This is a genomic window from Paraburkholderia hayleyella (assembly GCF_009455685.1).
GTDB lineage: Bacteria > Pseudomonadota > Gammaproteobacteria > Burkholderiales > Burkholderiaceae > Paraburkholderia > Paraburkholderia hayleyella.
Genome location: NZ_QPES01000001.1, coordinates 1,964,575 through 1,979,639 on the forward strand (window position 1 = coordinate 1,964,575; position 15,065 = coordinate 1,979,639).

Here is a 15,065-nt window from a genome sequence, read left to right on the forward strand (position 1 = left end):
ATTTTTCTGTTTTTCTGTCAATCAATAAAAATGCCCGCATGGTTTCATGCGGGCATTTTTAATTTTGAATCTGGTGGCAAAAAATATAAAACTCAAAATGAATAAATACAGGGATGAATCAACAAATAACTGAATAAGTCGGTCAATTCATCCAGCACATCCAGTCAAACTCCGGGCAATACGCTTATTGCCCGGCATTCGCCGCAGCCGCCTCAAGCGAACCAAAGTGCTTGACCTTGGCGCGTTGGCGCAAGGCGTCCAGATACGCTTCAAGTTCCGACTGTGCATGAACCTGAGCCACCTGCTGCTGGGCTGCCGTAAGCCGCTCAGGCGTCATCGCCGCCCCCGGGAGTACGGCATTGACACGGTAAATCACGTAACCCTGAGCGCCCAGATCGACACCGGTATAAACCGGCAGATGTTCTGCGCTGGCCTTGTAAATCGCGCTCATCGAAGTTTCCGGGAGGCCTTGCGGGTTGTTGCGGGATACCTTGAGCGCAGGCGCAAAGCCTGTTGTCGCTTGCGATTTCTGCAGCACCGCGAGGCGCGCGGCCCCATCTTTCGCCGCCAGTTCGGCCGCCTGTTGCGTGATGACCTTTTGCCTGACGCTATCCTTGAGCGCCGCAAAGGATGGGATAGCCGCCGCCTTGAAGTCGCTCACGCGAGCCGAGATCAGCGTGTTGTTGCCGAGATCAATCGCCTGAATGTTGTTGCGGTTTTTCACCGCATCGTCAGAAAAAATCGCTTCGAGAAACTGCGGATTATTCAGCGGGCTGGTCGCAGCCAGGGCGGCATTGGGCTTGGGCGTCACCACCGCGGTTTGCAGTGGCAGCTTGAACTTGTCGGCTGCAGGCTGCAGGCTCTTTGCCTGTTCATACACCATCGACGTAAAACTATCCGCGCTATCGGTAAAGCGCTTGGCGGCATGCTGCGTTTTCAGGTCGTGGGCAATCGCCCCCTTTACTTCAGCGAAAGGCTGCGTCACCGGGGGCTTCACCTCGGTCACCTTGATGATGTGATAGCCGAAATCGGATTGCACGATGCCGCTTATTTCGTCTTTTTTGAGGCTGAAGGCGGCATCGTCAAAGGCCTTGCCGCCGGCAATCATGCCCCGGCCGAAATAACCCAGGTCCCCACCCTTCGCGGCTGAACCGGGATCTTGCGATTGCTTTTCGGCGATCTGCGCGAACTGCCCAGGATGAGCCTTGAGCTCGGCCAGCACTTTTTCCGCCTGTTGCCGGGCTTTTTCCTTGTCCGCCGCACTCGCGTCTTTCGCGGCTGCGATCAGGATGTGGCTGGCCCGTACTTCACCCGGTGTACGAAAACGCGCGAGGTTATCGTCGTAGTATTTTTTCAGGTCCGCTTCGGTGGGCTGGACGCTCGCAGCCAGCACCTCCGGCGACAGCACGAGATATTGAATCGTCGCGGTGGCCGGGGTGGCGAAATCCGCCCGGTGGGCATCGTAATAAGCCTGCAGTTGTGCCTCGGTGGGCTGAACCTTCGCCAGATAGTCGCTAGCGCGGAACATGAGGCTTTGTACTTCGCGTTGCTGCTCCGCGAGTTCAATCAGGTGCTGCGCGAGGGTTTTCGAGGTGAACGCGCTGCTCTGAATGCTCGACGGCAGTTGCTGCTGCGCGAGGCTATAGCGTACGCTGGCATCGTATTGCTCAGGCGTCATGCCCTGGGCGGCGAGAACCTGCTTGTAGCGCTCGAGATCAATCGAGCCATCGGGGTTTTTCAGGGAGGCGATAAACGGGTCGCTCAGCAACGCCCGGCGCACGGCGGCATCGGAAGCGGTCAGATGCAGACGCAGGGTTTCGTCGGCCAGCACGCGTTGCATGACCATCGCATCGAGCACTTGCTGACGATGTTCCGGCGTATTGAAGGTTTTCAGGTCGAACTGGGCGCCCAGCATTTGCCGTGCGCGATCGAGTTGCTGACGCATCGAGTTGTCGTACTCGGCCCGCGTGATCTTGTAGCCGTTGACTTGCGCGACGTTGCCGCTGTCATCAAAAAAACCGCGGAAGCCTTGAATTCCGACAAAACCCAGCCCCGGCACAATGACGAGGATGAGCATGAACATCATCAGGCGTTTGTGATTGCGAAAAAAGTCGAGCATGCGTGAAGGCGCCAGAACAGAAAACGCCCGATATTACAGCAGCGGGCGAGAAAAAAGACGGGTCAGAATAAGCCCCCGGGTTCGGATGCATCTGGGTTCGGACGCTGGGTTCAGACCCATCATGGGCTGGAAGGCGTAATGCACAAGGCCCCCAGAGCAAAACCCGCTAATTGTAGCCGAAACGCCATCCGCTTTTAGCCGACAGGGCGCACACGCTTGTCCTGCATGGGTCTGCGGCACGACCTGGGCACCTTCATCCCCTCCTTTTCTGTTTATTTACCGTGATGAGTAACGCGTCCGGTTCTCGTGCACGCGGTACGCCATTTTCCAGCCAATAAACAAACGGAACGGTTTTTGGAACGATTTTTCGTTATTTGTTACGCATAAGGGGCAAGAGGTTTCAACACTAACTTCAGCGGGTCAAAAACACATCTATGGCGTTATCTCTCGTTTTGCTCGACAAACAGACCCAGCAACCCATTGCCCATTCCGGCAACGAAATCCGCCTGAATGGGCCTGCGGTACTCAAACTGCCCGTCGATAAAAAGCAGATTCAAAGCCTGTCGCGTGAGGGCGATACGCTTGTGATCCAGTGTGTTTCCGGTGAAGTGCTCATCGTGCATGGGTTCTTCGCTGCAAGCGATGGCGTAGCCAGCGATCTCGTGTTGCAAGACGTCGCCGGGCCCTTGCTGGTGCATTTCGATGGCGTGGAGCCGGGCGTGCTGAAGGCCTGGTATGCCGAACCCTCCCTGGTCGCCGATGAAGTAGCCGATGCCGCGGCAGCGCCTGCGGCGGGCGCATCGGCCCTGCCCTGGGCGCTCGGCGGGATTAGCGTGCTGGCGGGAGCCGGTGGCATCGCCCTGGCCGCAGGGGGCGGCGGCGGTAGCGGTAGCGGTGACGGTGGTACCCAACCCGTCACTCCGCCTGTCACCCCACCGGTTACCCCGCCCATCACGCCACCGCTCACGCCACCGCTCACGCCAGCCACACCGCTCACGCAAATCAGCATCAACAGCGACGCCACACTCCGCGTGAGCGGCACGGCAGCCCCCTTGCACCACATCACCGTGACGTATCCCGACGGCACGCGTCACACCGTACTCGCCGATGCCAATGGTCACTTCAGCGTGACCTCGGATACGCCGCAAACCAGCGGCATCATCTCGGTAGTCGCGTCTGACGCGGCGGGCAATACCAGCGCGCCTGGGCATGTGAATTATGTCGATCACACCGCGCCGCTCGCGCCGGGCGTGACGATTCTCGAAGACGGCAATCACGATGGCCTGATCAGCCTCGCCGAACTGAACGGCCAGGCCACGCTGAGCGTTAGCATCACGCTCAGCGGCACCGGCGCCATGGCAGGCGACAAAATCCTCATCGCGGGCTATGCCACGCACGTCCTCACTGCCGCTGATCTGGCCGCGGGCCATGTGGTGCTGAGCTTCCCCGCACCGCCTGCCGGTGCCGCGTTCGAGCTCAGCGTCAGCCTCGAAGACCAGGCGGGCAATCTCTCCAGCGCACACACCGCACACGCGGTCATGGCCACGGACACGCCGGTCATCACGTTCGAGCCGCTGGCGCGCCTGAACTTCGCCGAACTCGTCAGCCAGGGGCTCACGCTGACAGGCAAAGTGACCGGCCATTATTCGGCCAATGACACCATCACGGTTGTGCTGCTCGGGCAATCGGTTCAGGGCACCCTCAACGCCGATGGCAGCTGGAGCGTGCATTTTCCAGGCGGCGCGTACCTGAACGATGTGCGCCATGCCTCACAGGTCGACATCACGTTCCACGACCAGGTCAACGACCGTGACTTGTCCATGCCGAGCCCGCTCGGCTCGGGTATCGACTCGACATCGCCCATTCTCTCCCTCGACGCGGTGACCGGGGACAACCTGCTCAGCCATGCGGAGTTGCAAGCCGATCTCGTGATTTCCGGCATCGTCAGCGGAGCGCATGCCGGCGACATCATCACCTTGAGCCTCGGCGGCCAGACCGTATTCATCACCCTCAGCGGCGATGGCCGCTGGAGCCATACCTTCCCGGCAGGCACTTTTTCCGGCCTCACGGAACAGACCTATCCCGTCAACGCCTCGGTCACCACGTATGACGCGTCAGGCAACCCCTTGAGCGCTTACGTGGACCTGTCGCTCGAAGTGAAATTTGAACCGCCGCCGCATGTCGAGATCGTCTCGATGATGGGCGGCGATGACCTGCTGAATATGATGGAAGCCCAATCGGACCAGACGATCAGCGGCACCGGCACACCAGGTTGTCTGGTCCTCGTGTCGCTGGGTTCCCGCGACTATCCGGCAATCGTCGATGAGTACGGCAACTGGAACATCACGATTGAGCACAGCGCGTTAGCCGCGTTATCCGATGGCGCGTATTCGGTCACGGTCAAGATCACGCGCACAGATTCGTCGGGCAACGAGACCAGCAATACCGGGTATGGCATGCTCACGGTCAAGACCACGTCCCCGATATTGACCGATTCACAGGTTACGGGCCATCCCGATGGTTCGATCACTGTCTCAGGCCATATCGCCTACGGTCATCTCGTCAAGGTTATTTTCCCGGGCGGTCACAGCTATGACGCGGTCGTGGCGAAGGACGGCAGCTTTAGCGTGACCTCCCTTCCCGGGCTCGGCAGTGGCCAGATCAAAGTCGAACTGGGCGACAATGCCAACCCCGACACCCATGTCACACTCGATTACGTCGATAACGTCGCGCCTAACCCGCCCGCCGTCTCGATTGTCGAGGATGCCAATCACGATGGCCAGCTCAGCATCGCCGAACTCAATGGGACAACCACGCTGACCGCACGGGTAAACCTCGGGGGCACGGGGGCCATGGTAGGCGACACGCTTATCGTGGCGGGGCATGAGGGGGCTTATTCGCTCACCGGTGTTGATCTGGAACGAGGCTATGTCGATCTCGGGGTCACGCTGCCGGCTGCGGGGCCTTATACGGTCACCGCCCAGATCGTCGATGCCGCAGCCAATGCCTCCGGGACAGCGGTGGAGTCCATCGTGGTTGCCACCACGCCGATCTCTGTATCGCTCAATCCGCTCATCAATCTCGATCCAGCGCAGCTCGTTGAGAGCGGACTGACACTCACCGGCAAGGTGAGCGGCAGCTATTCCAGCATGGACCAGGTGACGGTCAAGATTTTGGGGTGGACGATGGTCGTTTCCATCAGCCCCGAGGGCAATTGGGTCGCGGCGTTTCCCCCGGCCGACTGGCTAGCTCAAGTCACAAACAGCACATTGGTCAGCGTCAGCACACACGACTTCCTGAATGGCACCGAGGCCGCGTTGAACAACCCGATTGGCTTGGGCATTGTCTTTGATCCCGTGACGAGCGACAACATACTCAACTGGAACGAAACCAGGACGCAGTTGCTGGTAAGCGGCAAGCTCACCGGCATGTACGAGGCCGGCAATATAGTTGAGCTCAGGATTTTCGGGGGCCTCTATATCGCCCCTGTCGCCCTTGATGGCACGTGGCAAATCTATATGCCGCCGAACGCAATATCGAACTGGCCATCGGGAGCCGCCCGCATTGAGGCCACCGTCTACGATACCGACAACCATCCGCTTCTCGTCGGGAACACGCACGACTTTCACATCGACCTGACGCCACCGCCGGCGCCCGTCCTCACGCTGCTCGAGGATACCAATGGCGATGGCATGGTCAGTATCCACGAGCTCAATGGCAGCAGTACCGTGACGCTCAAGGTCGCGTTCAGCGGCACGGGTGCCCGGGCGGGCGATATCTTGCATCTGTCGGGCTTGGCATCCTATACGCTGAACGCCGCCGACATCACACGCGGCGAAGTCCTGGTGCCCTACGCCGCGCCTGCTAGCGGCAGCAAGCTGTCGGTCACGGCCTCGCTGGAAGACCCGGCGCACAACACATCGCCCACGGCATCGCTCGACACCCTGATGGCGACCCACGCCGCAACACTATCTCTCGACCCGTACGCCGTTCCCAGCCTTACGGTGCTCACGACCAATGGCATTGTGTTCAGCGGAACGTTTTCCGGAAGCTATTCCAGCCAGGATTACATCAACGTGAGAATCAATGGCAATGACCGGATAGCGACACTCGATCCGGACACTGGAACATGGAGCGTCCGGTTTAACGCGAGCTTTTTCTCGAACGTCACCAGTCAGCAGATGGTGTCGGACCTCGCGCTGGACATCCAGTACGTCGAGCACCTGAACCAGGGTGCTCTGGAGGTCCACCGTACGCTGCTGACGGGCTCCGTGGGAATCCCGGAGGTCACGGCCAGCATGGCTTCGCTGAGTCTGGAGGAGGCCTCGGTCAGCATGCTGGGCGACAACGAACCTCAAGCGCTGACGCTGCAGAACGCAAATGATCATTCCGCGCTGACGATGAGCGCGGCTGCAACGCACATGGCGCTTGCCGCTAGCGACGAAACCGCGGGCGAGCCCTTGCCAGCGCTCGTGCCCGCGCCGGCAACGGTATCACTCGCTAGCGTGGATGACAGCGCATTGCACGCTAGCGCCCTCACGCCGAACACACGGCTTCATGCCGATCTGGCTGCCCTGCCCCCCGTGCATGCGTCGCGTCCGGCGCTGCATGAGCTGCTTTCAAGCGCGTCGAGACATGAAACAAACGGTGATGTGCCCCAGTTAGCGCCAACCCCTGCCGTCCTGGCCGCCGCCAGGCCCGTGGCACATGAAACCGGGCATGAAGCCCAACCCCTGGAGCTCAAGGAAGCCACAGCGAACACTCATCCAGCCGATGGCCACGCCGTACTGGCGACGATGGCGGGCTCGCACGAGGCAACGCGTGAAGCCGCTCATGAAGTGGCCCATGAAGTGACCCATGAAGCGGCGCTCGAGGAGGCTCACGAAGAGGCCCATCAAGCTGTTCGCGCCGAGCATGAATATGCGGCCCTGGCACTCCCGCCCAGTCTGCAGGAGGACCTCGCCAGCCTGCTGGCTAACCAGCCACACAACATCGTTTAGATCAGCGAGTGTCAACCGGGGTAGGCAGGTGCGTAGAACAAATACAGGATGGATCAGGGATGTAGGGGGATTGAGCCTTGCCTTGATGTGCATGACCGGCGCAGCGCCGGGACAGGCTGAGACGCGGCCGGATGAGCCGGCCGGCTTGCTTTCCGCCATGCCCCACTGGCCAGGCAGCGCTGACGATGTGCCGCGCATTCTGGCACCCAGCCAGCTCTCGCATCTGGCGGGCGGCGCGCCACGCCAGGCGCAGGCTCTCGCCTCTCTGGCCGGGCCCACGCTGCAACTCAACCAGGCGGTGCAGATGGCGGTCGGCTGGCATCCGTCCATCGCGGCCAATATCGCCCTGCTCGGGCAACAAGCCGCGGGCGTGAGCGTGGCCCGCGCGGGGTATTACCCGCAAGTGCGCCTGGGCGTCGGCAGCAGCGACAGCAACACGCAAATCGGCAATGGGCCATCGGTATCCGCCACGATTTCGCAGACGCTTTACGACTTCGGCAAAGTATCGGGCGCGGTCGATCAGGCGCAGGCGCTCGTCAACCGGCAGCAGGCGCTCGTGCTCAAACAGATCGATGAGATTGCCCAGCAAACCGCCGAAGCTATCGTCAACGCCCATCGTTACCAGACGCTGGAAACCATCGCCGTGCAGCAGGTGGACACGCTTGAGCAGGTGCTGCAGATGGCCCAGTTACGCGCCACGGCAGGCGTTAGCACGCGCTCCGATCCGGTCCAGGCGCAAGCGCGCGTCGAAGGGGCCAAGGCCAATCTGATCCAGATCAAAAGCCTGTCGCAGCAAGCGCGTCAGCGTGTGCGCACGTTGATCGGCAGCCTCGTGCCCGAGACCATCGACGCGCTGCCGGACCCTCAAGCAGAGTCACTCGAATGGGCCCATCCGCCCGACCCCGACATGCTGCCCGAGGTGCTGGCCGCACAAGCGGAGCAACGCGCCGCCGCCGCGCAATTGCTGATCGCCAAGGCCCAGCGCTGGCCGACGATTTCGCTCGAAGCCTCGATCAACCGCAGCATCAACGGCGTGAACCCTTCCACGCTGCAGCGCAATGGCAGCTACCGCGCGCTGATGCTGAACCTGTCTTCGGTGCTGTTCCAGGGCGGCGCGCTGAATGCCCAGGTCAGCGCCGCCAGCCGCGCGATGGAAGCCTCGCGCCAGCAAATCGAAATGGCCCGGCTCAATAGCAGCGATCAGGCGCGCGTGTTCCGCGAGCAGGCCTTAGGTGCGAAGCAGAGCATCGCCATTCTTGTGCAGCGGCGCAAAAGCATCGAACAGGCACGCGATATCTACCGCGATCAATACAAGCTCGGCACACGTTCGATCATTGATTTGCTCAACGCCGAGCAGGAGTTCTACCAGGCCCAGACCGAAGAACAAACCACGCGTCATGAGTTCTGGAGCAGCGTCGTCAACTATGTTGGCGCGACAGGCCAGGCGCGCGAGTTTTATGGGCTCAATCACCGTACCGTTCAGGGAATCGACCTGCTGCCATGACTTTACCGCCGCCCGCGCCCGCGCCCGCACCTTATACCGCCTGGCTGGACGCGATGCTCTTTGTCGCCCGGCATTACCGGCTCAGCAGCGCCGCAGAACATGTGCATGCCGCACTCGCATGGGAGCGCGATGCGCCGCTGGAGCCCCTGTTGCAACAGATGGCGCGCCAGCTCGGCCTGGGGTTGCGCAACGTGCCGCTCGACGACGCCTGGCTCAACGCCTGGCGCTTGCCGCTGGTGATCGAATTCGATGACGGACAAATCGGCGTGGTGCGCACGCTGGATAGCCAGGGTCATGCGGGTGTGCTGTTCAGCAGCGATCTGGGCCTCGAAACCGAGGTGCCTGTCACGCAATTGCGTGAGCGCGCCAAACGGGTGCTGCTGCTGCGGCCGCAAAGCACCGTGCCGGATGCACGCGTCGACGACTACATTCGGCCGTATCGCAAGAACTGGTTCTGGGACATCGTCACGCGCGACTGGCGGCGCTGCGGCGACATCATCGCGGCCTCGCTGTTCGCTAACCTGCTGGCGCTATCGGGCGTGATCTTCTCGATGCAAATCTATGACCGCGTGGTGCCCTCGCAATCGGAATCGACGTTGTGGGTGCTCTTCATCGGCGTGATGCTGGCGATCGTGTTCGAATTTTCGCTGCGCGTTGCGCGCACGCATCTGATCGACACCGTCGGCAAGCGCGCCGACCTGCGGCTTTCCGAGCTGGTGTTCGGCCATGCGCTGCGCATCCGCAGCGATGCCCGGCCCAAATCGACGGGCTCGTTCATTGCACAGATCCGCGAGCTCGAACAGGTCCGCGAACTGCTGACCTCCACCGCCATGAATGCGCTGGCGGATCTGCCGTTTTTCGTGCTGTTTTTAGTCATACTGTGGCTGATAGGCGGTCCGCTGGTGTTTGTCGTGCTGGCGGCCGTGCCACTGCTGGTGCTTCCGGGGTTACTGATTCAGCGTCCCCTGGCCAGGCTGTCGCGCGAAGGACTGCGCGAATCCGCATTGCGCAACGCGATGCTGGTCGAAGCCGTGCAAGGCCTCGACGACATCAAGCTGCTGCGCGCCGAAGCGCGTTTCGAAAACCAGTGGAACCATGTGAATGCGACCGGTGCGGGCATTAGCATGCGTCAGCGTTTGCTGACCAGCCTGCTCATGACATGGACCCAGGAAATACAAAGCATCGTTTATGCCGTCGTGCTGCTGGTGGGCAGCTATCTGGTGATCAACGGCGAGATGACGACAGGGGCGCTGGTCGGCACCTCGATTCTCTCTTCGCGCATGATGAGTCCGCTATCCCAGGTTTCGGGATTTTTCTCGCGCTGGCAGCAGGCCAAAGTGGCGCGCAAAGGGCTCGACGAACTGATGCGCCAGCCGGTCGATCAGCCCGAGCATGCGCGCCAGGTGCACAAGGCGGCGCTGCATGGCACGTACTCGTTCTCCGGCGTTCAGTTTCATTACGACAAAAACGACCGTCAGGCAGCGGTTTCCGTGGCCGGGCTGAAGATCGAGGCCGGTGAAAAAATCGCTGTTCTGGGCCGCATGGGGGCGGGCAAATCGACCCTGTTGCAGTTGCTGGCCGGTTTGCACGCGCCGCAGCGCGGACAGATCACGCTCGATGGCCTGACACTGGGCCTCATCGACCCCGCCGACGTGCGCCGCGACATGAGCTTGCTGGGCCAGCAGGCGCACCTCTTTCACGGAACCATCCGCGACAACGTGTTGATGGGCATGCCGCTCGCCAGCGATGACCAGGTGCTGCGCGCGCTCGACATGGCGGGCGCCGCCGCCTTTGTGCAGACACGCACCAAGGGCCTGGATGCCACCCTGCTCGAAGGCGGCCACGGTCTGTCGGGCGGCCAGCGTCAGGCGCTGTTGCTGGCGCGCACGCTGCTCCGCGATTGCGCCATCGTGCTGCTGGATGAGCCCACCGCCCATTTCGACGACAGCACCGAGCGCCATGTGATCGATGCGATTCACGCATGGCTGCCGGCACGCACGCTCGTGGTCGCCACGCACCGGATGGCGGTGCTGAAATGGGTGGACCGGATCATCGTCATGGATGAAGGCGCCATCATCATGGATGGTCCGAAAGATCAGGTACTCGGGGAGCTGGCTGCATGACCTCAGGCAATTCAGGCAATTCAGGCGGCTCAGGCAAGCGTGAACACGCTTCGGCGTGCTCTCCCGCCGTGACCGTGCAACGCGCAATGCCTTTCCGTGGCAGCCCTTCTGCGCCCCCCGCCCAATACACGTTCGCGCCGGAGCAGCCGTTACCGCGCTCCGCCCTCATCGTGTGGCTGATTGGCGCGTTGCTCATGGTGTTTCTGCTGTGGGCGTGGCAGGCCCAGCTTGAAGAAGTCTCGACGGGCACGGGCAAAGTCGTGCCGTCATCGAAAGAACAAATCATTCAGTCACTCGAAGGCGGGATTCTGATTCAGCTCAAGGTCAAGGAAGGGGATATTGTCGAGGCCGGTCAAGTGCTGGCGCAGCTGGACCGCACGCGCAACGAAGCGGCGGTAGGCGAAAGCGCGGCTCGCATGCGTGCGGCCCTGGCGATGGCGGCACGGCTGACGGCTGAGGTGAACAACACGCCCCTGGTGTTTCCAGCCGAGGTTCAGGAAGAGCCGGATCTGGTGCGCAGCGAGACCGCGCTGTACCATTCGCGGCGTGAGAGCCTGTCGCGCAGCCTGAGCGGAATTGGCCAGGCATTGACGCTGGTGCGGCGGGAACTGGCGCTGACCCGGCCGCTGGTGGCGCGCGGCGCGGCGAGTGATGTCGAGGTGTTGCGTCTCGAGCGCCAGATCAACGAACTGGACAGCAAGGCCACCGATTTGCGCACCCAGTATCTGGTCAAGGCGCGTGAGGAGCTGGCCCGCGCCAATGCCGAAATCGAATCGCAACGCTCCGTCACACGCGGGCGCAACGATTCACTCACACGCCTGACGTTTACTTCGCCGGTGCGCGGGGTCGTCAAGGATATTGCGGTAACGACGCTCGGTGGCGTGGTGCCGCCGAATGGCAAGCTGATGGAGATCGTGCCGCTCGGCGACAAGCTGCTCATCGAGGCGCGCATCGCGCCGCGTGACGTGGCGTTTATCCATCCAGGGCAAGCCGCGACGGTGAAGATCAGCGCTTACGATTATTCGATCTATGGCGGCCTGCCTGGCCGGGTGACGACCATCTCGCCCGATACGCTCCAGGACGAGGTCAAGCGCGAGACTTTTTATTACCGCGTTTATATCCGTACGGATGCAGACCATCTGAGCAGCAAACGTGGGCAGCAATTTTCGATCGTGCCAGGCATGATCGCCTCGGTCGAGATTCACACCGGGCAAAAGACGGTGCTGGACTATCTGGTCAAACCCTTCAACAAGGCGCAAGAAGCCTTGAGGGAACGCTAAGGCACTCATGCATTTGATGCATGCCTAAATAAATAAATAAAGGCTTAAGAGGCGCGATGCGAAAGGCGGCCTCGTGGCCTCTGCTTCATGGCCCCTGCTTCATGGCCTCTGCTTCATAGCCCCTGCTTCATAGCCTCTTCTTGCGGAAAAAATCGCCGCGTCAAGCAAACGGTGCCCTGCCACCCAGGGCACGATGCGGCCTGCATTCGTCAATACCCTCGTCGCGCCAGCCCGCCAAGCCGCAACGGCTTGAGCCCCGGCTAAGCGTTATCGCGTAGGGCTCCGCAGCTTGCTTTCGGCCTCGCATGGGCCGGCCCGGCATATCCCAGCGTATACCGGCGTATCCCGGCGTATTCCGATTGCCTCCCCTCCCCATCCACGGTTCATGGCGCGATCACCCGCCATGCCGTGAATCCGTGCCTGCCGTGACCTATTCTATTTCTGCTTCCCCGCGCAAGTTCGTCAAGGGGGACGGTTCTCATCGGTTTCGGGCGTTACCGTCACATATCGCCGCAACCTGGCGTCGCAACCTGGCGTTATCACGGATAGCAACTAGGCCTATGCTAACTACATACTACTCATCAATAGATACAGCGTCTCTATATGAGAGACAAAAGACAAAATGCTCAAGACTCTCAGCGGTGCGCTTCAGTTGATGCGCTACTTCACCCCCGGCCAATCGGTCTGGGGCGTGCGCGAACTCGCCAAGGCGAGCGGCATTCAACACGCCATCGTGCATCGTGTCCTTGCGACCTTTGCGGCGGAAGGCTTCCTCGTGCAGGACGCGCTGGGCCGCTATGCCCTGGGGTTGCGCTGGTTCGAACTGGGCGAGATCGTGCGCCGCTCCCTGTCGCCGGCGGAGGTCGTCGAGCCGGCCTTGCACCATCTGGCCGAGCAAAGCGGAGAAACCGTGTTTCTGTCGCTGATCGACGGCAACGAAGGCATCTGCCTCGACATCGCGCATAGCGAACAGCAGTTGCGTTTCTCCATCGAGGAAGGCCAGCGCTTTCCCTTGCATGTCGGCGCGCACGGCAAGGCGATCCTCGCGTTCCTGCCGCTCGAACGGATTGATGAAATTTGCCTCACGCCGCAGCGGGAGAGCGCCGCGTTTGACCGTCCGGCGCTCGATGCCCACCTCTCGCAGATCCGCGAGAGCGGATGGGCCTTCACCCAGGAAGAAGCGGCACTGGGCGTTGCCGGACTCGCCGTGCCTCTTTGGACCAAGGACGGCAAGACGCTCGCTGGCTCGCTGGCCATTTCAGGCCCGTTGCAGCGACTTGACGAAAGCGGGGTGCCCCGCCTGCTCGAAGCGCTTCTGAATACGCGGCACAAGATCGAACGCGTACTCAGTTTGATGCGCTAACCGCAACCGTTTTTCTTAACGCAGGTGACAACATGGACCCAACGTCTCATCCGCAACGGCCAGCCGACATTCCGCCGGCCCAATCCGCCGCCGCACCCCGCATCCGCTTTGCCGAACCGGTATTGCTGATCGTCTCTCTGGGCCTATCGGTGCTGGGCGCGATGATCGGCATACAACTGATCGTCTCGCTTGGCATCTCGGCGAATACCTCGATCATCGGCGCGTTGATTGCCATCGTCTTTTCCCGCATCCCGCTGAAGGTGACCCAGCGCTTTCGCTCGCTGGAGCGCCAGAATCTGGTGCAAACAGCCATTTCGTCGGCCACCTTCGGTGCCGCCAACTCGCTGATGATCCCGCTCGGCGTGCCCTATGCGATGGGGATGCCCGAACTGGCCATGCCCATGCTGGTCGGCGTGTTGACCGCCATGCTGGTCGATGGCGCCATGCTGTATTTCCTGTTCGGCAGCAAGATCTTTCCGGCTTCGGGTAGCTGGCCCTCCGGCGTTGCCACGGCGGAAGCGATCTGGGCGGGCGACCGTGGCGGGCGCAAGGCGGTCTGGCTGGGGCTGGGCGTGACGGTCGGGGTCACGGGCGCCGTGCTGGGCGTGCCCATGTCGGCTTTCGGGGCAGCCTTCCTCGGCAACCTGGCGGCTTTGACCATGTTTGGCCTCGGCCTGGTGGCGCGCGGTTACTCGGAAGCGCTGATCGGCATCGATCTGGCCAAAGCCTACATTCCGCATGGCTTGATGATCGGGGCGGGCACGGTAGCGATGCTGCAGGTCGCCGCTGAAATCCGCCGCAGCCGCCCAGCGCCTGCGGGCGCTGGGGGCTCAAGTGGCTCAAATGAAGTTTCGACCCGGCACGCGGGCCCCATTCTCGGGGTGGGCTATCTGGTCTATCTCCTCATCGCCCTGGCGGTGGTCGCCCTGACAGGCGGTTTTGCCGAGATGTCCACCGGCATGCTGATCGGCTTCGTGCTGTACACGGCATTCGCCGCCTACGCTCACGAACTCATCGTCGGCATCGCCGCCATGCACTCGGGCTGGTTTCCGGCCTTCGCGGTCGCACTCATCACACTCACCCTTGGCATCCTGATTGGTTTCCCGCCGCATGCGCTCGCCGTGCTGGTCGGGCTGTCCGCTGCCACCGGGCCCGCCTTCGCTGACATGGGCTACGACCTGAAAACCGGCTGGCTGCTACGCGGCTCGGGCAAGGACCCTGAACTCGAACTGGCCGGACGGCGCCAGCAGTTTCTCGCCGCGATGTCCGGCTTCGTGGTCGCTGGCGTGGTGGTCGTATTGTTTCATCAAGGTTTCTTCGAACGCGGCATGCTGCCGCCGGTGGACCGCGTCTACGCGGCGTCGATCAAGGCGGGCTCGTCATGGGAGATCGCGCGCAGCCTGGCGTTATGGGCGATTCCCGGTGCCGTGCTGCAATGGCTCGGTGGCGCCAAACGCCAACTCGGCGTGCTGCTGTCAACCGGGATGTTGCTGATGTCGCCGCTGGCAGGGTTCGCGGTACTCGCGGGGCTGGCGATTCGTTACACGCTGCTGCGCTGGCGCGGCGAACGCGACGTCCCTGAAATGAGCGCCTTCGCAGGCGGCGTGATTGCCGGAGATGCGATCTTCAGCTTCACCCGCTCAGTGATCCGGATGAAATAACCCCGGATGAAATAA

General features: G+C 61.8%; 7 protein-coding genes. 6 read left to right on the forward strand and 1 reads right to left on the reverse strand.

What is annotated here, in order from left to right:
- Window positions 1-184 precede the first annotated feature (184 nt).
- Window positions 185-2,119 (reverse strand): SurA N-terminal domain-containing protein, encoded by a 1,935-nt coding sequence (locus tag GH657_RS08805; protein ID WP_153100342.1) that lies wholly within the window; start codon window positions 2,117-2,119, stop codon window positions 185-187.
- 434 nt (window positions 2,120-2,553) lie between these two features.
- Here GH657_RS08805 and GH657_RS08810 point away from each other — a divergent pair, with 434 nt between their 5' ends.
- From GH657_RS08810 to GH657_RS08835, 6 genes are all read left to right on the forward strand, one after another.
- Window positions 2,554-7,119, forward strand: a complete 4,566-nt coding sequence (locus GH657_RS08810) for an Ig-like domain-containing protein (RefSeq protein ID WP_153100343.1) — start codon at window positions 2,554-2,556, stop codon at window positions 7,117-7,119.
- 157 nt (window positions 7,120-7,276) lie between these two features.
- Entirely contained in the window at window positions 7,277-8,623 is a 1,347-nt protein-coding gene (locus GH657_RS08815; protein WP_174769916.1) for a TolC family outer membrane protein, read from the forward strand.
- Window positions 8,620-10,746: a type I secretion system permease/ATPase gene (locus GH657_RS08820; RefSeq protein ID WP_153100345.1), complete on the forward strand. Its 2,127-nt coding sequence runs from the start codon at window positions 8,620-8,622 to the stop codon at window positions 10,744-10,746. The genes GH657_RS08815 and GH657_RS08820 overlap by 4 nt, the downstream gene beginning before the upstream one ends.
- Window positions 10,743-12,026, forward strand: coding sequence for an HlyD family type I secretion periplasmic adaptor subunit (locus tag GH657_RS08825; protein ID WP_425495735.1), 1,284 nt, complete (start codon window positions 10,743-10,745; stop codon window positions 12,024-12,026). The genes GH657_RS08820 and GH657_RS08825 overlap by 4 nt, the downstream gene beginning before the upstream one ends.
- 622 nt (window positions 12,027-12,648) lie before the next feature.
- Window positions 12,649-13,389: an IclR family transcriptional regulator gene (locus GH657_RS08830; protein WP_153100346.1), complete on the forward strand. Its 741-nt coding sequence runs from the start codon at window positions 12,649-12,651 to the stop codon at window positions 13,387-13,389.
- Between the two features lie 32 nt (window positions 13,390-13,421).
- A complete protein-coding gene (locus GH657_RS08835; RefSeq protein ID WP_153100347.1) occupies window positions 13,422-15,050 on the forward strand; it encodes an OPT/YSL family transporter in 1,629 nt (542 codons plus the stop codon).
- Window positions 15,051-15,065 lie beyond the last annotated feature (15 nt).

Coding starts and splice junctions, on each gene's coding strand:
- GH657_RS08820 (WP_153100345.1), top strand. CDS start 8,620: ATGACTTTACCGCCGCCCGCGCCCGCGCCCGCACCTTATACCGCCTGG.
- GH657_RS08830 (WP_153100346.1), top strand. CDS start 12,649: ATGCTCAAGACTCTCAGCGGTGCGCTTCAGTTGATGCGCTACTTCACC.
- GH657_RS08815 (WP_174769916.1), top strand. CDS start 7,277: ATGCCCCACTGGCCAGGCAGCGCTGACGATGTGCCGCGCATTCTGGCA.
- GH657_RS08835 (WP_153100347.1), top strand. CDS start 13,422: ATGGACCCAACGTCTCATCCGCAACGGCCAGCCGACATTCCGCCGGCC.
- GH657_RS08825 (WP_425495735.1), top strand. CDS start 10,743: ATGACCTCAGGCAATTCAGGCAATTCAGGCGGCTCAGGCAAGCGTGAA.
- GH657_RS08805 (WP_153100342.1), bottom strand. CDS start 2,119: ATGCTCGACTTTTTTCGCAATCACAAACGCCTGATGATGTTCATGCTC.
- GH657_RS08810 (WP_153100343.1), top strand. CDS start 2,554: ATGGCGTTATCTCTCGTTTTGCTCGACAAACAGACCCAGCAACCCATT.